Below are 22,984 nucleotides of genomic sequence, written 5' to 3'. Positions count from 1 at the left end.
GCACGCCCCGGGATCAATCCAGCGGGTCCCACGGGACGGCGTCGTAGCAGGAGAGCAGCCGGTCCAGCGTCGGGCCGTCCTGGCGCAGCGGGACGCCGTCGACCTCGCCGACCGGCACCACGCCGTGGGAGTTGCACAGGAACACCAGGTCGAAGCCCGGCAGGTCGGCGACCCGCAGCGGGCGCCGCTCCTGGGGCACGTCGATGCCCTCCAGCAGGCCCATGGCGGTGCCGCGCAGCATCGGCGCGTCCGGCCACACCAGGCGGCCGCCGGACCAGCAGCCGACGTTCGTGATCGCGCCCTCGCTGATCAAACCGTCGGCGGTGGTCAGCAGCGCCTCGTCGAAGCCCAGGGGCGCGACGGTCCGCCGCAGGTGCGCCTGGGCGAACCCGGCCGCCTTCTTGATGTGCGGCAGGTAACGCTGGTAGACGACCGCCGTGACACGCTGCGGGCGGGCGGAGACCTCGGTGGGCGGGGCGGCGGTGGCCACGACGCGCGGGCGGCCGTCGTGCTCGACGACGTAGACCCGCACGCCCGCGTCGCGCAGGTCGTCGCCGAGCACCGCCCTGATCGAGCCGAGCACGGCCGCCGGGTCGAGCCGGGCGCCGAACAGCTCCAGGTTGGCCGCCGCCAGCCGCTCCAGGTGCAGGGCCAGGCCGCGGGTGCGCCGGTCTCTGACCTGCATGGCGGTGAAGTGCCCGTAGCGGGCCTCCAGCGCGAAGCGCGCGTCGGCGTCCACCGGCCTGCCCTCGACCACCGCTCGTACGATCATGTGTCCAGCATGTCCTGTCCACCGGCCCCCGCGCGCATGATCGTGAAGGGCGCCAGCTCGCCGAGCCCGCGCACCGACAGCCGGTCGACCGCGCGCAGCAGGAACGCCCGGTCGCCCTCCAGCTCCTCGGCCATCTCGGGGTCGGCCAGGATCGTTCCCGGCAGGGAGAGTGCGGTGAGCCGGCTGGCCAGGTTGACGGTGGTGCCGAACACGTCGCCCATGCGCCAGATCACCGGCCCGGCGGCCAGGCCCACCCGCAGCTCGGGCATGTCCCGGCCGCGATGGGTCTCCACCAGGCGCAGCGCGATCTCGGCCGCCACGTGCGACTTGTCGGCCACGAACAGCACCGAGTCGCCGAGCGTCTTGACCACCCGCCCGCCCGAGGACGTCACGACGTCGGCCGAGCGACCCTCGAACCTGTCGACCAGCCGGGCCAGCTCGGTCGCCGTGATCTGCCGGCTGAGCCGGGTGAAGGCCACCAGGTCGGCGAACCCCACCGCCATGCGCACGGCGCTCATGTCCTGGTCGGCCAGCCGGCCGGCGGCGGCGGCGAGCTGCCGCTGCCAGGCGTAGACCAGCAGCCGGGCCAGGTCGGGCACCACCCGCTCGGCCCGCCGCCGCCAGGCCCGCGGGCGTTCGGCCAGCGGCACGCCCGCCTGGTCGAGCGCCTCGGCGCCCAGCTCGGCCTGCGACTCGGCGAGCCGGGCCGTCGCCCGCCCGATCGAGCGGGCCATCAGCAGCATGTGCTCCTCGTCGTAGGCGCCGGAGCTGACCATCGAGAGCATGGTGCGCAGCGCCTCGACGTCGGAGTCGGTGAACTCGACCGCGTCGTCGGCCACGTTGGCGAACCCCAGCGCCCGCCACAACCGGCGCGCCCGGTAGACCGGGACCCCGGCCATGTGGGCCACCTGGTGGCTGGTGTAGCGGCGCGGCGCGCGCAGGAACGCCTCCGCCACCCCGTCCCCGTCCTCGCGTGACACGCGTGCAACATAACACCCCTGTGGCGGGCGTCACTCCAGGAGGGCGCGCAGGGCGGGCCGCTCGGCGTCGGGCAGGTGGACGGCGTAGTAGTCGTACATGGACCGGCGCAGCAGGCGCGCGGCCGAGGCCCCGTCGCCGGCCCGCACGGCGGCCAGCACCTCCTCGTGGTGCCGGATGCTGCGCCGCATCAGCGACTCGCGGTCGGGCGCGTCGGCGATCTTCCCGGCGATCAGCCCCAGCACGACCGAGCGGACCACGTCGGTGCAGACCTGGATCAGCGTGTTGCCGCTGGCCGCCACGATGACGTCGTGGAAGGCCACGTCGGCCGCGCTGAAGGCGTCGTGGTCGGCGGCGTCGTGGTCGGAGGCGGCGGCTGAGGCGGCGGCGGCGCGCATGCCCGCGATGGCCGCCTCCATCTCGGCGAGCTGCTCCTCGGTGCGCAGCCGCGCGGCCAGCAGCACGGCCGAGGAGTCGAGCACCATCCTGAACTGCACCAGCTCGGCCAGCGACAGCTCGGCCACCCGCGCCAGCGTGGTCATCGACTTGTGTAAGGCGGCGGGGGAGAACGGCAGCACCTCCGCGCCGTTGGGATCGCCCGGCCGGGACCGCACCAGGCCGCGCGCCTGCAGCACGCGCAGCGCCTCCCGCACCGTGGAGCGCCCGACCGAGAACTGCACCATCAGCTCACGCTCGCTCGGCAGCCGCGCCCCCGGGCCGAGAGCCCCGCTCTCGATGGCCTCCTCGACCTGTTCCACGACCCGCTCGTAAGCGCGTACGGCCCGCACCGGCTCGAACCGTGCACCCATGGGAAGCCCCCTTGACCCGAGCCGTCACGGACTGGCAATGTGCGTAGCCTACTGGTCAGACCAGTGCACTAGCCAGGAGGCTGTAAGACATGAGGCGAATCGGAATCTGGATCGCCGTGGGCGGTCTCCTGCTGGTCACAGCCGCCTGTGGCGGCGGTTCCGGCTCGGGCGGTTCCGGCACCGGAGGCACCCCCAAGGCCCGGTCCCTGTCCGTCGGGTTCGTGGCCGAGCCGGCCAACCTCGACTTCACCGCCACCGAGGGCGCGGCCATCCCGCAGGCGTTGCTGGTCAACGTCTACGAGGGCCTGGTCAAGCTCGACCAGGACGGTTCGATCAAGCCGCTGCTGGCCGAGAAGTGGTCGGTCTCCGACGACCGGAAGACCTACACCTTCACCCTGCGCAAGGGCGTCACGTTCAGCAGCGGGGCGCCGTTCACGGCCGACGACGTGGTGTTCTCGCTCGACCGGGTCAGGAGCGACTGGAAGCTCAAGATCAAGGCCCAGCTCGACGTCATCGACAAGGTGGCCAAGACCGACGACGCCACCGCCGTCGTCACCCTCAAGCGGCCGAGCAACGGCTTCCTCTACGCCATGGCCACCCGCCTCGGCGCCATGTTCAGCCGCACCGGCGTGGCCGACCTGGCCAACAAGCCCGTCGGCACCGGGCCGTACACGCTGGGGGCGTGGAAGCGCGGCGAGTCGATCCAGCTCGCCGCCAACCCCTCCTACTGGGGCGCCAAGCCGGCGCTGTCGGCGATCACGCTGAAGTACTTCAAGGACGCCACGGCGATGAACAACGCGCTGCTGACCGGCGGCATCGACGTCATCTCCGCCGTGCAGGCCCCCGAGTCGCTGCAGCAGTTCGCCGATCCGAACCGGTTCCAGACGGTCGAGGGCACCACCAACGGCGAGGTCGTGCTGTCGATGAACAACGCCCGGCCGCCGTTCGACGACGTCAAGGCCCGCCAGGCCGTCCGGTACGCGATCGACCACAAGGCGCTGCTGGACACCGCGTGGGCCGGGCGCGGCCAGCTCATCGGCTCGATGGTGCCGCCCACCGACCCCTGGTACGAGGACCGCACCGGCGACTACCCCCACGACCCGGCCAAGGCCAAGGAACTGCTGGGCGGCAAGACGCTGACCGTCAAGATGCGCATCCCCAACCTGCCGTACGCGGTGGCCAGCGCGCAGGTCGTGAAGTCGCAGCTGGCCCAGGTGGGCATCACGGCCGACATCGAGCCGCTGGAGTTCCCGGCCCGCTGGCTGGACGTGGTGTTCAAGCAGGGCGACTACGACCTCTCCATCATCAACCACGTCGAGCCCCGGGACATGGGGATTTTTGCCGATAAATCGTATTACTTCCACTACGACAATCCCGAGTTCGGCAAACTCCTCGCCTCCGCCGACGCCGGCACCGAGCAGCAGCAGACCGACGACCTGAAGAAGGCCGCCAAGCTGCTCTCCGACGCCGCCGCCGCCGACTGGCTCTTCCTGTTCCCCAACCTGATCGTGGCGAAGAAGGGCGTCACCGGGCTGCCGAAGAACGCCATCGCGGAGTCCTTCGACTTCACCGGTCTCGCCAAGCAGTGACGCTCTACCTGCTCAAACGGCTGGCGGTGCTGATCGTGAGCGCCGCCGTCGCCGCCGTCGCGGTGTTCGCCTTCATGGCGCTGCTGCCCGGCGACCCGGCCGAGATCGCGCTCGGCGTCAACGCCACCCCCGACGCGGTCGCCGCGCTGCGCCGGCAGTTCGGCACCGACCGCCCGCCGGCCGTGCAGTTCCTCGACTGGATCGGCGGGCTGGCCCACGGCGACTTCGGCGTCTCCTACGTCACCAGCTCGCCCATCGGCCCGCAGATCGGCGAGCGGCTCGGCGTGACGGCCGTGCTGGTGCTGGGCGGCATGGTGCTGGCGCTGGCCGTCGCGGTGCCGCTCGGCACGTTCGCCGCCGTCCATCACCGCAACCCGCTCGGCGCGGCGATCAGCGCGGCCAGCCAGCTCGGCATCGCCGTCCCCGCCTTCCTCGCCGGCATCCTGCTGGTGTTCGTGTTCGCGGTGAAGGCCCAGGCGCTGCCCTCCGGCGGGTACGTCCCGATCGCCGACAGCCCGCAGGAGTGGCTGCGCTCGCTGCTGCTGCCGTGGTTGTCGCTCGGGCTCGTCCAGGGCGCCGTGCTCACCCGTTACGTGCGCAGCGCCGTCCTCGACGTCATGCGCGAGGACTACCTGCGCACCGCCCGCGCCAAGGGCCGCGGCAGCACCGGCGCCCTGTGGCGGCACGGCCTGCGCAACGCCTCGATCCCCGTGGTCACCGTGCTCGGCCTGCAACTGGCCACCCTGCTGGTCGGCGCGGTCGTCGTCGAGCGCGTCTTCGTCCTGCCCGGGCTCGGCGACCTGCTGCTGAACGGCGTCGCCGGGCGCGACCTGCTGCTCGTCCAGGGTGTGGTGATGGTGCTGGTGGCCGCCGTCCTGCTGATCAACTTCGTGGTGGACGTCGCCTACCGACTGCTCGACCCGAGGCTGCGATGAGGGGCCGCGCGAACGCCGCGCTGCTGATCGGCGGCGCGCTGGTCGGGCTGGTGACGCTGGCCGCGCTGGTCTCGTTCGTCTGGACGCCGCACGACCCGACCCTCGTCGACGCCGCCCGCAAGCTGCGCGACCCCGGCGGCGGCTACCTGCTGGGCGCCGACAAGTTCGGCCGCGACACCCTCAGCCAGCTCATGGTCGGCGCGCGCACCACCCTCTACGTCGGCGTGGTGGCCGTCGGGATCGCCGCCGTCCTCGGCGTGCCGCTCGGCGTGGCCGCCGGGATGACGCCGCGCGGCTGGTTGTCGGAGCTGATCATGCGGGTCAACGACCTGGTGTTCGCCTTCCCTGCGCTGCTGCTGGCCGTCATGCTGGGCGCGGTCTACGGCGCCGGCACGCTCACCGCGATGATCGCGATCGGGGTGGCCACCGTGCCCGCGTTCGCGCGGGTGGCCCGCGCCGCGACGCTCCAGGTCATGGTGACCGACTACGTCCTGGCCGCGCGGGCCGCGGGCCGCCGCCGGGGCGCGATCGCCGTGCGGCACGTGCTGCCGAACATCGGGTCCGTGCTGATCGTGCAGGCGTCGGTGTCGTTCGCCATCGCGATCCTGGCCGAGGCGGCGCTGTCGTTCCTCGGGTTCGGCACCCGGCCGCCGACCCCCTCCTGGGGGCGGATGTTGCAGGAGTCGCAGGAGCTGCTCTTCTCCACCCCGCGCCTGGCGCTGTGGCCGGGCCTGGCGATCGCGCTCGCCGTCCTCGGGTTCAACCTGCTCGGCGACGGGCTGCGCGACCACCTCGATCCGAAGCTCAGGAGGGTCCGTGCTGACGGTTGAGGGGCTTTCCGTACGGGCCGGCGAGGTGGGGCTCGTGCACGACGTGTCGTTCTCGATCGGGCCCGGCGAGCGGGTCGGGCTGATCGGCGAGTCCGGGTCCGGCAAGTCGCTGACCGCGCTGTCGCTCATGGGCCTGCTGCCCGAGGGCGTCACGGCCGCCGGCACGGCCAGGCTCGGGGAGCGCGACCTGGTCGGCGTGCCCGAGAAGCGGCTGAAGGACCTGCGCGGGCGCGAGCTGTCGATGGTCTTCCAGGAGCCGATGACCGCGCTCAACCCGCTCATGCGCGTCGGCGCGCAGGTCGCCGAGGCCATGACCCTGCACGGCGTCGCCCGCGCCGAGGCCGGGCGGCGCGCGCTCGCCCTGCTGGAGCGCGTCCGGCTGCCCGAACCCGGGCAGATCGCCCGTGCCTACCCCCACCAGCTCTCCGGCGGCCAGCGGCAGCGCGTCATGCTCGCCATCGCCCTGGCCAACGAGCCGGGGCTGCTCGTCTGCGACGAGCCGACCACCGCGCTCGACGTCACCGTGCAGAAACAGATGCTGGAGCTGATCGCCGAGGTCGCCCCCGCGCTGCTGTTCATCACCCACGACCTGGCGGTGGTGGCCTCCGTCTGCGAGCGGGTGATCGTCATGTACGGCGGCCGCGTCGTCGAGACCGGGCCCATCCGCGAGGTCTTCACCCACCCCCGCCACCGCTACACCGAGGGCCTGCTGGCCGCCTCCCGGCTCACGCCGCGCGGCACCAGGCTCCCGACGATCAAGGGCAGCGTGCCGCCCGCGGGCGCCTTCCCCGAGGGCTGCGTGTTCCGCAACCGCTGCCCGCACGCCACCCCGCGGTGCGAGACCCCGCCGGCGCTGACAGGAGACGGCCATGCCCACGCATGCTGGCACCCCACAGAATGAGCCACAGAATGAGCCACAGCATGAGCCACAGCATGAGCCGCAGAACGAGCCGCAGAACGAGCCGCGGCTTGAGCCCGCGGGCGACGTGCTGATCGAGGCGCGCCGGCTCAGCCGCGTCTACCACCGCCCGCGCACCTCGCTCACCAGGCCGGGCGCCCCCGTCCACGCCCTGCGGGAGGTGTCGCTGACCGTCCGCCGGGGCGAGCGGTTCGGCATCGTCGGCGAGTCCGGCTCCGGCAAGTCGACGCTGCTGCGCCTGCTGTGCGGTCTCGACCGGCCCACCGCCGGGTCCGTCGTCTTCGACGGGCGGGAGATCACCGGCCTGCCGGAGCGGCGGCTGCGCTTCCTGCGGGAGAACCTGCAGATCGTCTTCCAGGACCCGATGAGCTCGCTCGACCCGCGCATGCGTGTGCGCGACCTGGTGGCCGAGCCGCTGGTCGCGCTCGGCCTGCCGGTCGGCGGGCGGGTGCCGGAGCTGCTGGAGGAGGTCGGCCTGCCCGCCTCGGCCGCCGACCGCTACCCCCACCAGTTCTCCGGCGGTCAGCGGCAGCGCATCGCCATCGCACGCGCGCTCGCGCCCCGGCCGAAGGTGCTGGTCGCCGACGAGCCCGTCAGCGCCCTCGACGTGTCCGTCCGCGGCCAGATCCTCAACCTGCTCGCCGACCTGGTGGACGAGCTGGGCCTCACGCTCGTGTTCGTCTCGCACGACCTGTCGGTGGTCCGGCACGTGTGCGAGACGGTGGCCGTCATGAGCGGCGGCGAGATCGTCGAGACCGGCCCGGTGGACGACGTCTGGGCCGCGCCGCGCCACCCGTACACGCGTGACCTGCTGCAGGCCGTACCGACCCTGGAGGGATTGTTGTGATCGAGGTCGACGAGCGGGGAGTCGTGGAGTTCACGCAGGCCCTGGTGCGCATTCCCAGCACCAACGACCCCGCGCGCGGGCGCACCGAGCGGCCCGCCGCAGAGCTGGTCGAGGCCAGGATGCGCGAGTGGGGCTGGGAGCCGGTCGTGAGCGAGGCCGCCGCCGGGCGGCCCAACGTCGTCGCGGTGGTCGAGGGCGGCGGCGGCGACGGGCCGACGCTGATGTTCGAGGGCCACACCGACGTCGTGACCGAGGGCGACCTGTCCACCTGGACCGTCGACCCGTTCGGCGGCGAGATCCGCGACGGGCGGTTGTGGGGCCGGGGCAGCGCCGACATGAAGTCCGGCCTGGCCGCCACCCTCTACGCCACCCGCGCGCTCCAGCTCGCCGGCCCGTTCCCCGGCCGGATCAAGGTGTGCGCGCTGGCCGACGAGGAGGGCCTGATGATCGGCGCCCACCACTTCGTCGCCTCCGGGCTGGCCGACGGCGTGGACGGCGCGATCGTCGCCGAGCCCGAGGCCGGGGAGATCTGCGCGGTGGCCAAGGGCGCGCTGCGGCTGCGCGTCGACCTGACCGGCAAGATGGCCCACGGCGCGATGCCGCAGCACGGCCGCAACCCCGTCCAGGGGGTCGGCACGCTGCTGGTCGCCCTGCGCTCCCTCCAGCGGGAGCTCCAGGAACGGCATCCGGCCCACGAACACCTCGGCGAGGTGTACGTCACCCCGACCGTGGTCCGGGCCGGCAGCGAGGAGCAGGTCAACGTCATCCCCGCCACCGCGTCCGTCTTCGTGGACGTGCGCACGATCCCCGGGCTGGAGCACAAGGTCGTGGCCGACCGGGTGGCCGCCCTCGCCGCGGCCGAGGACGGGATCGAGGCGTCGGTGTCGGTCCTGGTGGACCGGCCGCCGGTGGACGTCCCGGTGACCGACCCGGTGGTGGCCGCGCTGGCGGCGGCCCACCGTACGGTGACGGGCGAGGAGCCCGTCTACGGCGGCGTGCCGGGCTCGACGGACGGGACCGTGCTCACCCACTGGGGCGGCGTCCCCTCCGTGGTGTACGGCCCCGGCGGCAAGTGGATCGCCCACCAGGCGGACGAGTACGTCGAGGTCGCCGAGATCGTCCGGTGCACCCGGGTGTTCGCCGAGGCGGCGCGGCGCTTCCTGCACCGGGACTTCTGATGCTCGCCGAAGCCGCCCCCGGGATGCGTCCCGGGCCGACGAACTCGCTGGTGGACGTCGCCGGGCTGCGCGTCGGGCACGCGCACCGCGTGGGCGGCGGCTACCGCACGGGCACGACCGTGGTGCTGGCGCCGCCGGAGGGCGTGGTGGCCGGCGTCGACGTGCGCGGCGCCGCTCCCGGCACCCGCGAGACCGAGTTGCTGGATCCGCGCAACCTCGTCGAGCGCGTGCACGCCGTCGTGTTGTCGGGCGGCAGCGCGTACGGGCTGAGCGCGGCGTGCGGGGTGATGGACGGGCTGGCCGACGCGGGCGTCGGGTTCCCGGTGGCGGGTGGCGTGGTGCCCATCGTCCCGGCGGCCGTCATCTACGACCTCGGGCGCGGCGGCGACTTCCGCGCCACCCCTGACGCCGCCCTCGGCGCCGCCGCCTACGCCGCCGCCCGCGCTCCGGCGCACGAACCGCCCTTCCCCGCGCCCCCGCCCCGCCGCGGCGGCAGCGCCTCCCGGCACGGTGGCGCGGGCCGGTACGTCACCGCGGCCCAGCACACCACCGCACCCCCCACGGCCAGCGGGTCCATCGGGGCCGGGGCCGGGGCGATGGCGGGCGGCCTGGCCGGCGGCGTCGGGACGGCCAGCGCCGTCCTGCCCGGCGGCGTCACCGTGGCCGCCCTGGCCGTCGTCAACGCCGCCGGATCCGTGCTCGACCCCGCGGGCGCCACCCTCGCCGGCGTCCGCTACGGCCTGCCGGGCGAGTTCGGCCACCTGCGCCGCCCGGACCCCGCCGAGGCCGGGGCGTGGCAGCCGGACAAGGTCACCTCGTTCAACACCACCATCGGCGTGGTGGCCACCGACCTCACCCTCACCAAGGCCCAGTGCGGCAAGCTGGCCGGGGTGGCCCACGACGGCCTGGCCAGAGCCATCCGGCCGGCCCACACCATGGTCGACGGCGACACCGTCTTCGGCCTGGCCGCCTGCGCCCGCCCGGCCCCCGGCCCCGACGGGCTCCAGGACGTCCTGGCCGCCGCAGCCGACGTGTTCAGCCGGGCGGTGGCCCACGCCATGCTCGCCGCCACCGGCCGCGAGGGCGCGCCCGCGTACCTCGACGTGTTCCCGAGCGTCCTAGGGGGAGACAGATGACCTGGCCGGACGGCCTGCCCATCGGAGACGGATGGGCCGCCACCGAGGACACCACCGAGGTGATCTTCCCCTACGACGGCTCGGTGGTGGCCCGCGCCCCGCTGGGCACCCCCGCCCACGCCGCCCGCGCCCTGGAGGCGGCGCTGGCCGTCGCGCCCGCCATGGCCGCGCTGCCCTCGCACGCCCGCCGCGCGGCGCTCATGGCCGCGCACGACGCGCTCGCCGCCCGCCGCGAGGAGTTCGAGCGCCTGCTGGTCCTGGAGACCGGCAAGCCGCTGGTCGACTGCCGGGTGGAGGTGGCCAGGACACTGCTCACCCTCGCCACGGCCGCCGAGGAGGTCGCCCGGCTGCACGGCGAGACCGTCCCGCTGGACCTGCTGCCGTCGGGGGAGGGGCTGATCGGGTTCTGGACGCGGCGGCCGATCGGCGTCGTCGTCGGGATCACCGGCTACAACTACCCGCTGCTCCTGGCCGCCCACAAGATCGCCCCGGCGGTCGCGGCCGGCTGCCCGGTGATCGTCAAGCCCGCCCCGGCGACGCCCCTGTCCACGCTCCGGCTGGTGCACCTGCTGCGCGAGGGCGGCCTGCCGCCCGCCGGCGTCCAGCTCGTCACCGGGGACGTCGAGGTCGGCCGCACGCTGGTCGAGGACCGGCGGATCGGCGCGGTGTCCTTCACCGGCTCGGCCGCCGCCGGGCACGCCATCGCCCGCGCCGCCGCCCCCACCAAGGTGCTGCTCGAACTCGGCTCGAACGCCGCCCTCGTGGTCGCCGCCGACGCCGACCTGGCGGCCGCCGCCGACGCCGTCGTGCGCGGCGGTTACTACGCCTCCGGGCAGGCGTGCATCGCCGTGCAGCGGGTGCTGGTGGAGGAGCCCGTACGGGAGGAGTTCCTGGCGCTGCTGGCCGCCCACGTCAAGGACGTCGCCGTCGGCGACCCGCGCCTGCCCGGGACCCGCGTGGCCCCGCTGATCGACCCCGCCGCCACCGACCGCGTCCTCGCGTGGATCGGCGACTCGGGCGCCGAGGTGATCGCCGGCGGCGTGCGCGAGGGACGGGCGATCGCGCCGACCGTGCTGTCCGGCGTGCCCGACGGCGCCGCCGCGTGGGACGAGGAGATCTTCGGCCCGGTGGTGTGCGTCCGCGGGGTGCCGGACCTCGACACGGCCTTCGAGGCCGTCAACCGCTCCCGGTACGGCCTGCACGCCGCCGTCTACACCCGCTCGCTGGCCACCGCCTTCGCCGCGATCGAACGTATCCAGACCGGCGGCGTGGTGGTGAACGAGGTGCCCGGCTTCCGCGCCGACAACATGCCGTACGGCGGCGTCAAGGATTCGGGCAGCGGTCGCGAGGGCCCGCGCTTCGCCATGGAGGAAATGACGGTGACCAGAATGGCGATCATCCGCCCCTGACGGCCGCTGTAGGGTGGCGCCAGACTGCGAGGGGGCGCCTGCCTTGGCTGAACGAGCGGACGAGCCGGTGGTTGTCCCGCGGGCGCGCGGCAGCAGGGCCCTCGCGGTGCTCGCCGCCCTCCTGGCCGTCGCCCTGGCGTGCGCGGGCACGGCCTGGTGGCGCGAGCACGGGCAGGCGCGGGACCGGGAGCGCGTCGCGCTGGCCCACCGGCTCGCGCTGCACGCCGCCGAGCTGCGCGGGGACGATCCGGCCAAGGCTCGCGACCTCGGCCTGGCCGCTGTGGGCCTGCACGCCGACGACCGGACCCGCGCGGGGCTGACCGACACCCTCCTGCTGGGGCGCAGGGAGGACCTCTGGCTCCGCGACTTCGGCGGCGCCCGGCACGCCGAGCTGAGCGGCGACGGGCGCGTCGGCCTGGTCGCCGGGGACGGGAAGGCCGAGGTCTGGCGGCTCGGCTCCGGGAGAGCGGTCGTGCTGGACGGCCCCGAGGGCGCGATGGCGGCGCTGGCGCTCTCCCACGACGGCCGCACCGCTCTGACCGCCGTCGACGACGGCGCCACGACCGTGTGGGACCTCACCGACCCCGCCCACCCGGCCCGGCGGGCGACGTTGCGGGGCGTGGCGGGGAAGGGGTCGCTCGACGACGTCCAGGCGGTGGCCGTGAGCCGGGACGGCCGGGTCGCCGCGGTCGCCGACTTCGCCGGGAACCTGCTGGTGTGGGACCTGACCGTACGCGACCACCCGGTCCGGCGCTCGGTCACGGCCGTCCACGACTCCCGGACGGAGGACCTCGACCTCAGCGGCGACGGCAGGACGGCGGTCACCACGTCCGAGGACGGCCCGGTGACGATCTGGAACCTGGCGGATCCGGCGCACCCGGTGAAGGCCGCCGAGCTGACCCCGGCGATCTACACCGGCACGGCCGCCGCCCTGAGCGGCGACGGACGCGTCCTCGTCGTCGCGCGGCGCGACCCGGGGGCCGACTGGCGGAGCCAGGCGGAGGTCTGGACGCTCGGCGACCCGGCCCGTCCGGCCCTGACCGCCGTCATCGGGATGCCTCCGGCGGACATGCTCGACGTGGCCCTCACGCCGGACGGCGGGACCGCTCTCCTGGCGGGCTCCAACGGCAACGGATCGCTCTGGGACCTGTCCGTGCCTTCCCGGCCGGTCCGGCTGGCCGGGCTGCGCGGGTACCCGTCGGAGGTCAGTGGGGTGGCGTTGAGCGACGGCGCCCGCAGCGCCCTGCTGGCCGCCCCCGAGAGCACCACCTTCTCCCTCTGGGACCTGCACGACCTGCGGCAGGTGGCCACCGGCCCCGAGCGGGACCTGTGCGACCACGGCTCGCAGACCTTGAGCAGGACGGACTGGGACCGCTACACCGACGGCGCGGACCCTTCGGACTACGGCGGCAGCGCCGGCGGCGGCGATGTGAGCCTCTGCTCCCTCCGATGAGGGTAACGGTTTGACCAGATGTCTTTACCTTGCCGCAACGGTCGCGTTGGATGGCGCGCATGGTGGAGATCACGCGCAGAACGGTGTTCAAGGCGGGTGCGGCAAGCGCTTTCCTCGCGGGCGGCGTCCCGGGGACGACGGCCCTGGCGGCGTCCGGACCGGCCATGGAGGGATCGGCCACGGAGGGATCGGCCACGGAGGGGCTGGAGCAGCGGGCCATGGCGATGGACCCGCCGGTGTTCCTGCTGGAGAGCGCGGTCCCGCCGCACTTCGCCGCCGGGCCCGGCTCCACGTTGTCGATCAGCGACCGGGTCGCCGTGTGCGGGACGCGGTCGCTGCGCTGGGAGCACGCGGCCCGCGACGTGATCACCGTGCGGGCCCCGCTGCGGTGGGCGCCCGACCCCTACCGGCTCGGCGACGACCAGGCGTGGCAGGGACTGGTGGACGCGTTCTGCGTGTGGGTGCACAACGCCGAGCCGGTGGACGACGTGCTGCGGTTCGAGTTCGGGCGGGGCGAGCGCACCGACCTGTGGTTCGAGTTCCGGCTCGGGTTCAGCGGGTGGCGTACGGCGTGGGTGCGGTACGCCTACGACATGCACGGCAGGCCCCACCCCGACATGGACACCCTGCGGATCGTCGCCCCGCGCAGGACCGGGACCCTGCACCTGGACCAGCTCATGCTCAACGTGCCGCTGCGTCCCGACGCCCCCTGCCGCGACCACCAGCTCCCCGACATCGCCCCCGAGGGCGATGAGTACGACAACCAGCACTGGCAGGCCCTCCACCGCTTCGACCGGCTGCTGGCCACCGTCGAGCCCGACCTGTCGCCGCCGTCCGCCGCCGAGCTGGCCTCGCTGCGCGCCCTGCACGCCCGCTACCACGACGAGTACCTGACCGCCCAGGTCAAGCCGGACGTGCCGGGGCTGACGGCCCAGGTCGCCGCCCTGGAGGGCCGCCCCACGCACGCCTACCAGTCGCAGATCTACCCGGCCGCGATCGCCGCCGAGCTCAAGGCGTTCGTGAACCCGGTCACGCTGCGCGCCTGCACCGACCTGATGAAGACGATCGCCCAGGCCCACCAGGCCGCCCCCGCCGAACGCCCGGCGCTGGCCGCCCTCTACCTGCGCATGGTCGCCCACCTGCGGGAACAGGGCTGGACGAAGGGCAGCTGCCAGGGCACGATCCACCACCTCGGCTACGACGTCCGCGGCCTGTACGACTCCGTCTACCTCATGCGGGAGGCCCTGCGCGAGGCGGGGGAGTTGGAGCGGGTACGAGCGGACCTGGAATGGCTGAGCGGACTGGGCCGGATCTTCCGCGGTTTCGGCTTCCGGATGGCCCGGGGCAGCATGATGGACCTGTACAACACCACCGTCCGCGGCATGCTGGCGGCCGTGCTGCTGCGCGACGGCGAGGCGCAGCAGGTGGCGTACCTGCGGGCGCTGCGCGACTGGCTGAACGCCACCCTGCTGCCCACCGACGGCATCCAGGACGGCATCAAGGTGGACGGCACCGCCTTCCACCACGTCGGCTTCTTCCCCGACTACGTCCGCGACGGCTTCGCCGGGCTCGCGCCGCTCGTATACGTCCTGCACGGCGGCTCGTTCGCGATCTCGCCCGAGGCGTTCGGCTGGCTGCGCAAGGCGCTGCTCACACAGCGCGTCTACGCCAACAAGAACCACTGGCCGATCTCGATCAGCGGCCGCAACCCCAGCGGCGCCACCGCGCTGTCGATCGTCCCGTTCGAGTGGCTGGCCCCGATCGACGACGAGATCGCCGCCGCCTTCCTGCGCCTGCTGCCCGGCAGCCCGACGCCGCGGCAGAAGGAGCTCGCGGCCCGGCTCGCCGCGCGCGGCATCACCCCGGAACCGGCCCCGACCGGCGCCTGGGCGCTCAACTACGCGGCGCTCGCCGTGCACCGCCGCGACGAATGGCAGATCACCGTACGCGGGCACAACCGCTACCTGTGGAGCACCGAGATCTACGTCGGCGCCAACTGGTACGGCCGCTACAACACCTACGGCCAGATCCAGGTCCTGCACCGCGGCGACCCCGTCACCAACCAGGACAGCGGCTACGCCCAGCCCGGCTGGGACTGGAGCCGCCGTCCCGGCACCACGGTCATTCACAAACCGCTCGACCAGCTCAAGGGCGACCTGACCGGGGCGATCGAGGAGATGCTCCTCACCGACTCCCGTTTCGCCGGAGCCTGCACCATCGACGGACGCAACGCCCTGTTCGCCATGGACCTGCACGGACACCCCAAGTACGACGGCACCCACCGGGCCCGCAAGTCGGTGTTCCTGTTCGACGACCGCGTCGTGGCCCTGGGCACCGGCATCACCAACGACGACACCGCGGACGAGACGGAGACCACCCTCTTCCAGACCCGGCTGCCGGCCAGGAACGCGCCCACCGTGGTGGACGGCGCCGCGGTCACGGCCTTCCCCCACCAGGCGCTCGACGGCGGCCCGCGCTGGCTGCTCGACGACAAGGGCATCGGCTACTACCTGGCGTCCGGGCAGAGAGTGGCCCTGACCCGCTCGGCCCAGACCTCCCGCAACAACGCCACGGAAGAGCCCACCAGCGGAGACTTCGCCACAGCCTGGATCAGGCACGGCACCGCACCTCGCAACGGGACGTACGAGTACGCGATGGTGGTGAACACCACGGCCGAGCGCATGGCCGGCTTCGCCGCCGCGATGGGGGACGCGGCGAGCGCCCCCTACCGGGTGCTGCGCGCCGACACGGCGGCCCACGTCGTGCGGGATCGCGACACCGGCATCACCGGGTACGCGGTGTTCGAGCGCACCAGTCTGGAAGGTCTGGTCCGCGAGGTCGACACGCCTTCGATGCTGCTCGTCCGTACGGAGGGGGAGACGCTGGTGATCGCGGTATGCGATCCGGACCTGCGCCTGTACGGCGGGATCGACCACGACCAGTACGACAAGGGCCGCTACGTCGGCCACTACAGCCCGTGGTCGCGGCCCTGGCTGGCCGGCCCGAGCCACCCGCACCGCATGAGGGTGACCCTGGACGGGCGGTGGCGGGCGGACGCCGGCCAGCCGTGCCGGGCCAGGATCACCGGGCCGCGCACGGTCCTGGAGTTCGAGACCGTGCACGGACGGCCGGTGCAGGTGCGGCTGAGCCCCGCGACCTGACCCGGGCGGGGGCGGGGGCGCCCCCGCCCGGAGATCACGCCCGTGACCGCGACGACCGCCGTCCCGATCGGACCGTTCACGTCCCGGTCAGCTGGTTCGCGTCCCGGTCACGGGGTGGGATGGTGCACGCCCGATCAGCGGGTGTGCCGCTCGAGTTCCGCGCGGATCTCGCGCAGGTGGTGCCGGACCGCGGGGGCGCCGTCGCGCGCCAGGTCCCGCACCCAGCCGGAGTGACCGTCCCGCAGCTCGCGCCTGATCAGCGTGAGCGTCTCCTCGTGCGCCCCGGCCTCCAGGCGCAGCCACGCCCGGTCGAACCGGTGACCGGAACGGCGGGCGAGCACCGCGTCCAGGCCGTCGCGCTGGGCGGCGCTCGGCGCGTCAGGAAGGCTGACGCGCAGCCGGTGCGCGACCTCGCGCAGCCGGGCGTCGAGCTCACGATGGTCACGGATCAGCCGCCAGGCGATCTCCCGCACGTCCTTGTCGTGCGACCTGCGGAGCGCGGCCTTCCCGGCCGCGATCTCGGCGAGATTGCCGCGGTGCGCCTGCCGCAGGTACGCCCGGTCCCGAGCCGAGGCGTGGAACGCCTGGACGGACGGGGCGGCTGCGGCGCCGGGCGCGGCCACCGGCCGGACGGTGGTGGCGGCCTGGGCCGCGGCGGGTGCCGTGGCGGACACGGTCAACGCCAGCACGGCCGCGATTCCCGCGGGTGCTAAGTGGCTCCGTGCTGTTCTCATGGGTCCCTCCCTTCAATGGGACCCGTGCCCGCTGCCCCATCCGGTCGGGAGTATTCGTGTCAATTGGGCGGATCGAAACGGCCGTCCACGGCGGTCCAGCCGCCGTCCACGTACAACACCGAGCCCGTCACGAAGCTCGCCGCGTCGCCGGCCAGGTAGACCACCGCGCCGGCCATCTCGGGCGCGGTGGCCCACCGGCCGAGGGCGCTCTTGGCGGCGTACGCGGCGTACCAGTCGGGGTTGTTCTTGATCTGCCTGGTCAGCGGGGTCTCGACCACGCCGGGCGCGATCGCGTTGACGCGCACGCCGTGCGGGCCGAACTCGGCCGCCGCCGTCCGCAGCAACTGCACCAGCCCCGCCTTCGTGGCCGCGTAGACGCCCTGCCCCGGCTCGGTCACCGACGCCCGGATCGACGCGAACCCGATGATCGACCCGCGCCCGCGCCGCACCATCCCGGCGCCGAACGCCCGCACCACGTCGAACGAGGCCCGCAGGTTCAGCCCCACCACCCGGTCGAACTCCTCGCCGGAGTAGTCGAGCAGCCGCTTGCGCACGTTCGTCGCCGCCGTGAACACCAGCACGTCGGCCGGCTCCTCCGCGGCGGCCGCCCGGACGGCGTCGGCGTCCAGCACGTCGAGCAGCCGGGCCGTGCCCCCGCATCCGGCGGCGGTCTCCTGCGCGGCGGCCAGGTCCCGGTCCGCGCACACCACGGACGCCCCATGCGCGGCCAGGGCGAACGCCGACTCCCTGCCGATCCCGCTGCCGGCCCCGATCACCACGGCCCGCCGCCCGTCGAGGCGGAACAGCGCGTCATATCCCGTCATGCTGAGAAACACTAGCGACTGGTCAGACCAGTACACCAGGTTCTCCCGCTCCCGACCGCCCGCCCCGCGCCGGGCCGCCCGGGATCCCGGCGTGTGGAGGCGTACGGCAGCAGGCCCGAAACTGTCGGCGGCGCCTGCCAGGATGCGGCCCATGACGACCATCGCCGGCTTCTGGGACGCCGCAGCCGACTCCTTCGACGACGAGGCCGACCACGGGCTCCGCGACCCCGAGGTCAGGGCCGCCTGGGCGGCACGACTGGCCGAATGGGTGCCCGCCGGGCCGCTCGACGTGCTCGACCTGGGCTGCGGCACGGGCTCGTTGTCGTTGCTGCTGACCGTCCAGGGCCATCGCCTGACCGCCGTCGACCTGGCTCCGCGCATGGTCGAACGCGCCCGGGCCAAGCTGGCCGCCACCGGCGCCACGGTGCTGACGGGAGACGCGGCCGACCCGCCCGTCGGCGACCGCCGCTTCGACGTCGTGCTGGCCCGCCACCTGCTGTGGGCCATCCCCGATCCGGCGGCGGCGCTGGCCCGCTGGGTGTCGCTGCTGCGCCCCGGCGGCCGGCTGGTGCTGGTGGAGGGCCGCTGGCAGACCTCCGGCGAGCAGTCCGACTACGTGCCAGGTGAGCACTTCCCGTGGATGGGCGGCGTCACCGCCGACAACCTGACCACGGCCCTCCGCCCCCTGGTCGGCGACCTCCGGGTGCATCCCCTGCCCGACCCGGCCCTGTGGGGCAAGGAGATCACCGACGAGCGCTACGCGGTGGTGGCCACGCTCTGAGAACACAGGCCCCCGGCATCTCTGAGCACAGGGCCGGTGCGGCGGTGCGGCGGCCGTACGATGGGCCCTTTCATCGGGGGAAAGGGCGGGCGCGGTGGTGGGCAGGACGTTCGAGATCGCCGGTGAGCTGCGAGTACGACGCCTCGGCTACGGCACCGCCCAGCTCACCGGCCCCGGCTACTGGGGCCCGCGCCTGACGCCCGGCGACGCGGTCGCGCTGCTGCGCCTGGCCGTCGACCGCGGCGTCACGCTCATCGACACCGCCGACAACTACGGCCCGGACATCGCCGAGGAGCTGATCGCCCAGGCCCTCCATCCGTACCCCGGCGACCTCGTGCTGGCCACCAAGGGCGGCGTGATCCGTACCGGGCCGGACAGGTGGCACGCCGCCGGACGCCCCGAGGATCTGCGCGCCATGTGCGAGGCGAGCCTGCGCCGTCTGCGCACCGACACCGTCGACCTGTACCAGCTCCACCGCATCGACCCGGCTGTGCCGCTCGCCGACCAGCTCGGCACGCTGGCCGAACTGCGCGAAGAGGGCAAGATCCGGCACATCGGACTCGACACCGTCACCCTGGAGCAGCTCGACGAGGCGCTGACCGTCCTGCGGCCGGCGTCGGTGCAGAACCGGTTCAACGTGCTGGACCGGGAGTCGGAGCCGGTGCTGGCGCGGTGCGAGGGACTGGGCATCGCGTTCCTGCCGTGGTTCCCCCTCGGGAACGGCTCCCTCGCCGCGGGGGCCGGTACGGGGACGGTGATCGAACGGGTGGCCGCCCGGCACGGCGCGACGTGCGGGCAGGTGGCGCTGGCGTGGCTGCTGCATCGCTCCCCGGTCCTCCTGCCCACGCCCGGCACCGGCTCGGCCGCCCACCTTGAGGAGAACCTGGCCGCCGCCGACCTCACCCTGACCGACGAGGACACGCGCACCCTGGACGCCCTCACGCCCTGATCCGCCGCGCCGACGAACTCCCGCCCGCTCGCCAAGCCTCGACCAGGCCCCTCCGCTCCTTCCTGCTCCTCCGCCCTCCGCCGCCCTCCGCCGCCATCGGCCGCCCTCCGCCGCCATCGGCCGCCCTCCGCTGCCATCGGCCGCCCTCCGCCGCTACGAGTGCAGGACCCGACGGCGCTCGGGGCCGCCCTGAACGCGTTCAAAAGACAGGAGTAGGGTCGGCAGAGTGAAGACCGTGATTCCCGGAGGAACCGGGCAGGTCGGCGAGATTCTCCGCCGGGCACTGACCTCCGCCGGCCACGAGGTCGTGGTGCTGACCCGCAGGCCGTCCCGGAAGGGCGAGGTCGCCTGGGACGGCGAGACCCTGGGCGCGTGGGCGCGCGAGATCGACGGCAGCGACCTCGTGGTCAACCTGGCCGGGCGGAGCGTGAACTGCCGTTACACCCCCGCCAACCTGCGGGCCATGATGGACTCGCGGGTGCGCTCCACCCAAGCCGTCGGACGGGCGATCGCCGCCGCCGCACGTCCGCCCCGGGTCTGGCTGCAGATGAGCACCGCCACCGTCTACGCACACCGCTTCGACGCCCCCAACGACGAGGCGACCGGCCTGATCGGCGGCGAGGAGCCCGGCGTCCCGGGTTACTGGCGCTACAGCGTCGAGATCGCCAAGGCATGGGAGCGGGAGCAGGAGCGGGCCGAGACCCCGCACACGCGCAAGGTCGCCCTGCGCACCGCCATGGTGATGAGCCCCGACCGCGGCGGCGTCTTCGACGTGCTGCTGCGCATGACCCGGCTCGGCCTCGGGGGGCCGCTGGCGGGCGGCGCCCAGTACGTGTCCTGGATCCACGACCGCGACCTCGTCCGCGCGGTCGAGTTCCTGGCCGGGCGGGACGACCTGAGCGGACCGGTCAACCTGGCCGCGCCCGAGCCGCTGCCGCAGGCCGCGTTCATGCGGACGCTGCGGTCCGTCCGGGGCGTGCCGGTGGGCCTGCCCGCGACGCGGTGGATGGCCGAGCTCGGCGCGTACGCGCTGCGGTCCGACACCGAGCTGCTGCTCAAGAGCCGCCGGGTCGTCCCGGGGCGGTTGCTGGAGGCGGGTTTCGCCTTCGAGTACCCGCGGTGGCGGCCGGCCGCCGAGGACCTCGTCCGGAGGGTGCGTCGCGGGAGGTGAGCACACCGGACGCCGCGCGGCGGCGGGCGAGCATCCTTGCGCGAATATCGTAAGGTGCCTTACGGTTTCCCTCATGATCAATTACAGCGAGATGGAGGACAGGCTGGGCGTGCCCATCGGGGTCGAGGAGGCGCGGTCCCGCTGGGGGGCGCTGGTGGGCGCGGCGGGTGAGGGGCAGATCACGCTGATCACGCGGGAGCGCTGGGAGTGGGCCGCGCTGGTGCCGCTGTCCAAGGTCCCCGGAATGCTGACCGGTTTGCCCGTGGTGTCGTTGTCCACGGCCAAGGCCAAGCTGGGGGAGCTCGTCCGGCAGGTCTCGGAGCCGTACGACGACAGCCCCGTCCTCCTTGCCCGGCACCGGACGCCGGTCGCCGCGCTGATCGCGGCCACCCGCCTGCTCGGCCCCGGCTCCGCCGAGTGGGCGGCGCCGCAGCGGGCGGCCGACGTGGAGGCGCTGCTGCGCGACGGCTGCACGGTCACCCTGAGCCGTCATCCGACCGGGTCCGGCGTGATCGCCGTCGCACGTGACGGCGACGGCGGCGAAGTGGCCGTCGGCACCGGTGACACCGTCGAACAGGCCCTCCGCACCCTAGGCTGACCCTTCCCCACCGGAGGCGCCGACCCCGCCCCCTCCGACCCCGCCCCCTCCGCTTCCGGCCCTTCCGCCCTCGCATGCCGACGCACGGACGTGCGAACGGACCTGCGAACGGACCGGCGAACGGCTGCGGGAACGGCCGCCAGAACCGGGAGAGGGTGCGGGCTGAGTGGGGGGCCGGTGGGGCGGCTGCTCGCCGTCGCGCCTACCTGCGCCTCGCGCCCGCACCCCCACCCGCGCTTTCGCCTGTGGCCGTACGTTTCTCGGCCTGGATCTTGACAATCGGTCGGGCGGACTCTTTCCTAGAGGGGGATTCTAGAAAGAGTGGGCGCATGAACGTTCAGTCGGTCCGGTGTGACTGAGTCCGAGGCCGTCGCAGTGGTGCCCGCGGCCGGGGCGGCGACGGAGGACGAAGCCGCGCAGTTGCGGTACGCCTGGCGGGCCGTCTCGGTCACCAGCCTCGGCATGTTCCTGACCGGGCTCAACTCCAGCTCGCTCAACGTCGCCCTGCCCGCCGTCGTCGCGCACTTCCACGTCGGCGCCTTCCAGGCCAGTTGGGTGCTGCTCGCCTACATGCTGGTCAGCTCGGTCGGGCTGGTGGTGTTCGGGCGGGTGGCCGACCTGTTCGGCAGGCGCGGCACGTACTTGCTGGGGTTCGTGGTGTTCACCGTCGCGAGCCTGGCGGCCGGGTTCGCGCCCTCGATCGAGGTGCTGCTGGCGGCCCGGGTCGCCCAGGCGTGCGGCTCGGCCATGATCCTTGCCAACAGCTCGGCCATCCTGGCCGGCGCCTTCCCGCCGGCCCGGCTGGGCCGTGGCATGGCCGTCTACATGGCCATCATCTCCGTGGCGGGGCTCGTGGGGCCGTCGTTCGGCGGGTTCCTGGCCGGCGCGGCGGGCTGGCGGTGGATCTTCTGGTTCAACGTGCCCGTCGGGGTCGCGGCCATCGTCTGGGGCGCGGTCACTCTCCGCCCGGTGCCGAGAGGCCCGCGCGAGCGGCTGGACGTGCCGGGGATCGTCCTGCTGTTCACCTGGCTGAGCGGCCTGCTGCTGGCCCTGTCGCAGGGCAGCTCGCTCGGCTGGCTGAGCCCGTGGGTGGTGGCGGGCGGGGTGGCGTTCGCGGCGGCGGCCCCGGTGTTCGCGCTGGTCCAGTGGCGCAGCCGGACGCCGCTGCTCGACCTGCGGCTGTTCGGCGACCGCGGCTTCGCGCTGGCGAACCTGGCCGCCGTGCTCAACTCGCTCGGGCAGTTCTCGATCGTGCTGGTCATCTCGCTGTTCCTGCAGTCCACCCGGCAGTTCGAGCCTGCGCAGGCCGGGCTCGCCGTGCTGCCCGTCTCGGCCGCCTCGGCCCTGACCTCGCTGGTCGCCGGGGCGTTGACCGGACGCTTCCACCCGCGCACGGTGGCGGTGGCCGGCTCGGCGGTGAGCGCGGCGGGCATGGCGGTCATGCTGGCCGCGCTGGACCCGTCCGTGCCCTACGTCTGGCTCGGGACGGCGCTCGGGCTCGTGGGCGCGGGCAGCGGGCTGTTCATCACCGCCAACACCACCGCGATCATGATGGACGCGCCGCAGGACCGGCTCGGTGTGGTCAACGGTGTACGGCTCATGCTGGTCAACGTCTCGACCGTGATCAGCACCGCCATGTCGCTGGCCATCGTCGCCGCGTCCGTGCCGGCCGCCGAGCGGCACCTGGTGTACGCCGCCGACCCCGCCCGGCTGTCCGCCGTGGCGGGTGTGCTGCAGGACGGTTACCGGCTGGCGGTGGGCGTCCTGCTGGTGCTGGCCGTGGCGGCCACCGTGGTCACGGCGGTGAGCCGGACGGGGGCGCGCCGGGCGGTGTAATAGCCGGGGGGGCGTCGGCGGAAACTGGAGTTCCATGTTGCGCCACATTTGACGATGAGTGAGGAAATATGGTCA

The 22,984-nt window shown here is 73.8% G+C and carries 20 protein-coding genes; 15 read left to right on the top strand and 5 right to left on the bottom strand.

Annotation, left to right across the window (positions count from 1 at the left end):
* Window positions 1-13: 13 nt before the first annotated feature.
* From AB0J71_RS29455 to AB0J71_RS29445, 3 genes are read right to left on the bottom strand one after another with little or no spacing between them, the layout of a single operon-like run.
* Window positions 14-772 (bottom strand): aminotransferase class IV, encoded by a 759-nt coding sequence (locus tag AB0J71_RS29455; RefSeq protein WP_352328792.1) that lies wholly within the window; start codon window positions 770-772, stop codon window positions 14-16.
* Window positions 769-1,752: an adenylate/guanylate cyclase domain-containing protein gene (locus AB0J71_RS29450; RefSeq protein WP_352328791.1), complete on the bottom strand. Its 984-nt coding sequence runs from the start codon at window positions 1,750-1,752 to the stop codon at window positions 769-771. Before AB0J71_RS29450 ends, AB0J71_RS29455 begins: the two co-directional genes overlap by 4 nt.
* A gap of 30 nt (window positions 1,753-1,782) precedes the next feature.
* The gene (locus AB0J71_RS29445; RefSeq protein WP_352328789.1) at window positions 1,783-2,559 is read right to left on the bottom strand and encodes an FCD domain-containing protein; all 777 of its coding nucleotides are present in this window, start codon (window positions 2,557-2,559) and stop codon (window positions 1,783-1,785) included.
* An 89-nt stretch (window positions 2,560-2,648) separates the two neighbouring features.
* Between AB0J71_RS29445 and AB0J71_RS29440 the strand changes: the two genes are divergently transcribed.
* The 10 genes from AB0J71_RS29440 (at window position 2,649) to AB0J71_RS29395 (ending at window position 16,016) form a co-directional block, all read left to right on the top strand.
* Window positions 2,649-4,148: an ABC transporter substrate-binding protein gene (locus tag AB0J71_RS29440; RefSeq protein ID WP_364417014.1), complete on the top strand. Its 1,500-nt coding sequence runs from the start codon at window positions 2,649-2,651 to the stop codon at window positions 4,146-4,148.
* Complete coding sequence (locus tag AB0J71_RS29435) at window positions 4,145-5,083, top strand: ABC transporter permease (RefSeq protein WP_364417013.1); 939 nt, start codon at window positions 4,145-4,147, stop codon at window positions 5,081-5,083. The genes AB0J71_RS29440 and AB0J71_RS29435 overlap by 4 nt, the downstream gene beginning before the upstream one ends.
* Window positions 5,080-5,913 (top strand): ABC transporter permease, encoded by an 834-nt coding sequence (locus tag AB0J71_RS29430; RefSeq protein ID WP_364417011.1) that lies wholly within the window; start codon window positions 5,080-5,082, stop codon window positions 5,911-5,913. The genes AB0J71_RS29435 and AB0J71_RS29430 overlap by 4 nt, the downstream gene beginning before the upstream one ends.
* A complete protein-coding gene (locus AB0J71_RS29425) occupies window positions 5,900-6,814 on the top strand; it encodes an ABC transporter ATP-binding protein (protein WP_352328784.1) in 915 nt (304 codons plus the stop codon). The genes AB0J71_RS29430 and AB0J71_RS29425 overlap by 14 nt, the downstream gene beginning before the upstream one ends.
* Before the next feature lie 85 nt (window positions 6,815-6,899).
* A complete protein-coding gene (locus tag AB0J71_RS29420) occupies window positions 6,900-7,679 on the top strand; it encodes an ATP-binding cassette domain-containing protein (RefSeq protein WP_364417009.1) in 780 nt (259 codons plus the stop codon).
* The gene (locus AB0J71_RS29415; protein ID WP_352328290.1) at window positions 7,676-8,857 is read left to right on the top strand and encodes a M20 family metallopeptidase; all 1,182 of its coding nucleotides are present in this window, start codon (window positions 7,676-7,678) and stop codon (window positions 8,855-8,857) included. The genes AB0J71_RS29420 and AB0J71_RS29415 overlap by 4 nt, the downstream gene beginning before the upstream one ends.
* Complete coding sequence (locus tag AB0J71_RS29410; protein WP_364417007.1) at window positions 8,857-9,993, top strand: P1 family peptidase; 1,137 nt, start codon at window positions 8,857-8,859, stop codon at window positions 9,991-9,993. Before AB0J71_RS29415 ends, AB0J71_RS29410 begins: the two co-directional genes overlap by 1 nt.
* Entirely contained in the window at window positions 9,990-11,402 is a 1,413-nt protein-coding gene (locus AB0J71_RS29405) for an aldehyde dehydrogenase family protein (RefSeq protein ID WP_364417006.1), read from the top strand. Before AB0J71_RS29410 ends, AB0J71_RS29405 begins: the two co-directional genes overlap by 4 nt.
* 43 nt (window positions 11,403-11,445) lie before the next feature.
* The gene (locus AB0J71_RS29400) at window positions 11,446-12,855 is read left to right on the top strand and encodes a WD40 repeat domain-containing protein (RefSeq protein WP_364417004.1); all 1,410 of its coding nucleotides are present in this window, start codon (window positions 11,446-11,448) and stop codon (window positions 12,853-12,855) included.
* Between the two features lie 59 nt (window positions 12,856-12,914).
* A complete protein-coding gene (locus AB0J71_RS29395; protein ID WP_364417002.1) occupies window positions 12,915-16,016 on the top strand; it encodes a chondroitinase family polysaccharide lyase in 3,102 nt (1,033 codons plus the stop codon).
* 134 nt (window positions 16,017-16,150) lie between these two features.
* Here AB0J71_RS29395 and AB0J71_RS29390 read toward each other — a convergent pair whose 3' ends face one another.
* Both AB0J71_RS29390 and AB0J71_RS29385 read right to left on the bottom strand, forming a co-directional pair.
* On the bottom strand, window positions 16,151-16,705 hold the full coding sequence (locus AB0J71_RS29390; protein WP_364417000.1) for a DUF4142 domain-containing protein: 555 nt from the start codon (window positions 16,703-16,705) through the stop codon (window positions 16,151-16,153).
* A gap of 104 nt (window positions 16,706-16,809) precedes the next feature.
* Window positions 16,810-17,574 (bottom strand): SDR family NAD(P)-dependent oxidoreductase, encoded by a 765-nt coding sequence (locus AB0J71_RS29385; RefSeq protein WP_364416998.1) that lies wholly within the window; start codon window positions 17,572-17,574, stop codon window positions 16,810-16,812.
* Window positions 17,575-17,725: 151 nt separating this feature from the next.
* Between AB0J71_RS29385 and AB0J71_RS29380 the strand changes: the two genes are divergently transcribed.
* From AB0J71_RS29380 to AB0J71_RS29360, 5 genes are all read left to right on the top strand, one after another.
* A complete protein-coding gene (locus tag AB0J71_RS29380; RefSeq protein ID WP_364416996.1) occupies window positions 17,726-18,355 on the top strand; it encodes a class I SAM-dependent methyltransferase in 630 nt (209 codons plus the stop codon).
* A 97-nt stretch (window positions 18,356-18,452) separates the two neighbouring features.
* Window positions 18,453-19,304, top strand: coding sequence for an aldo/keto reductase (locus AB0J71_RS29375; RefSeq protein ID WP_364417103.1), 852 nt, complete (start codon window positions 18,453-18,455; stop codon window positions 19,302-19,304).
* Between the two features lie 226 nt (window positions 19,305-19,530).
* Window positions 19,531-20,475 (top strand): TIGR01777 family oxidoreductase, encoded by a 945-nt coding sequence (locus AB0J71_RS29370; protein WP_352329332.1) that lies wholly within the window; start codon window positions 19,531-19,533, stop codon window positions 20,473-20,475.
* A gap of 73 nt (window positions 20,476-20,548) precedes the next feature.
* Entirely contained in the window at window positions 20,549-21,073 is a 525-nt protein-coding gene (locus AB0J71_RS29365) for a type II toxin-antitoxin system prevent-host-death family antitoxin (RefSeq protein ID WP_352329330.1), read from the top strand.
* A gap of 351 nt (window positions 21,074-21,424) precedes the next feature.
* Window positions 21,425-22,909 (top strand): DHA2 family efflux MFS transporter permease subunit, encoded by a 1,485-nt coding sequence (locus AB0J71_RS29360; RefSeq protein ID WP_364416994.1) that lies wholly within the window; start codon window positions 21,425-21,427, stop codon window positions 22,907-22,909.
* Window positions 22,910-22,984 lie beyond the last annotated feature (75 nt).

Origin of the sequence: Nonomuraea sp. NPDC049637 (genome assembly GCF_040675235.1) — a bacterium.
In the GTDB taxonomy this organism is placed as follows: domain Bacteria; phylum Actinomycetota; class Actinomycetes; order Streptosporangiales; family Streptosporangiaceae; genus Nonomuraea.
The sequence above is the reverse complement of the archived record's forward strand: the minus strand, read 5'-3'. Positions and strand labels throughout refer to the sequence as shown.

Coding starts and splice junctions, on each gene's coding strand:
- AB0J71_RS29455 (WP_352328792.1), bottom strand. CDS start 772: ATGATCGTACGAGCGGTGGTCGAGGGCAGGCCGGTGGACGCCGACGCG.
- AB0J71_RS29445 (WP_352328789.1), bottom strand. CDS start 2,559: ATGGGTGCACGGTTCGAGCCGGTGCGGGCCGTACGCGCTTACGAGCGG.
- AB0J71_RS29440 (WP_364417014.1), top strand. CDS start 2,649: ATGAGGCGAATCGGAATCTGGATCGCCGTGGGCGGTCTCCTGCTGGTC.
- AB0J71_RS29430 (WP_364417011.1), top strand. CDS start 5,080: ATGAGGGGCCGCGCGAACGCCGCGCTGCTGATCGGCGGCGCGCTGGTC.
- AB0J71_RS29410 (WP_364417007.1), top strand. CDS start 8,857: ATGCTCGCCGAAGCCGCCCCCGGGATGCGTCCCGGGCCGACGAACTCG.
- AB0J71_RS29405 (WP_364417006.1), top strand. CDS start 9,990: ATGACCTGGCCGGACGGCCTGCCCATCGGAGACGGATGGGCCGCCACC.
- AB0J71_RS29395 (WP_364417002.1), top strand. CDS start 12,915: ATGGTGGAGATCACGCGCAGAACGGTGTTCAAGGCGGGTGCGGCAAGC.
- AB0J71_RS29385 (WP_364416998.1), bottom strand. CDS start 17,574: ATGACGGGATATGACGCGCTGTTCCGCCTCGACGGGCGGCGGGCCGTG.
- AB0J71_RS29380 (WP_364416996.1), top strand. CDS start 17,726: ATGACGACCATCGCCGGCTTCTGGGACGCCGCAGCCGACTCCTTCGAC.
- AB0J71_RS29365 (WP_352329330.1), top strand. CDS start 20,549: ATGATCAATTACAGCGAGATGGAGGACAGGCTGGGCGTGCCCATCGGG.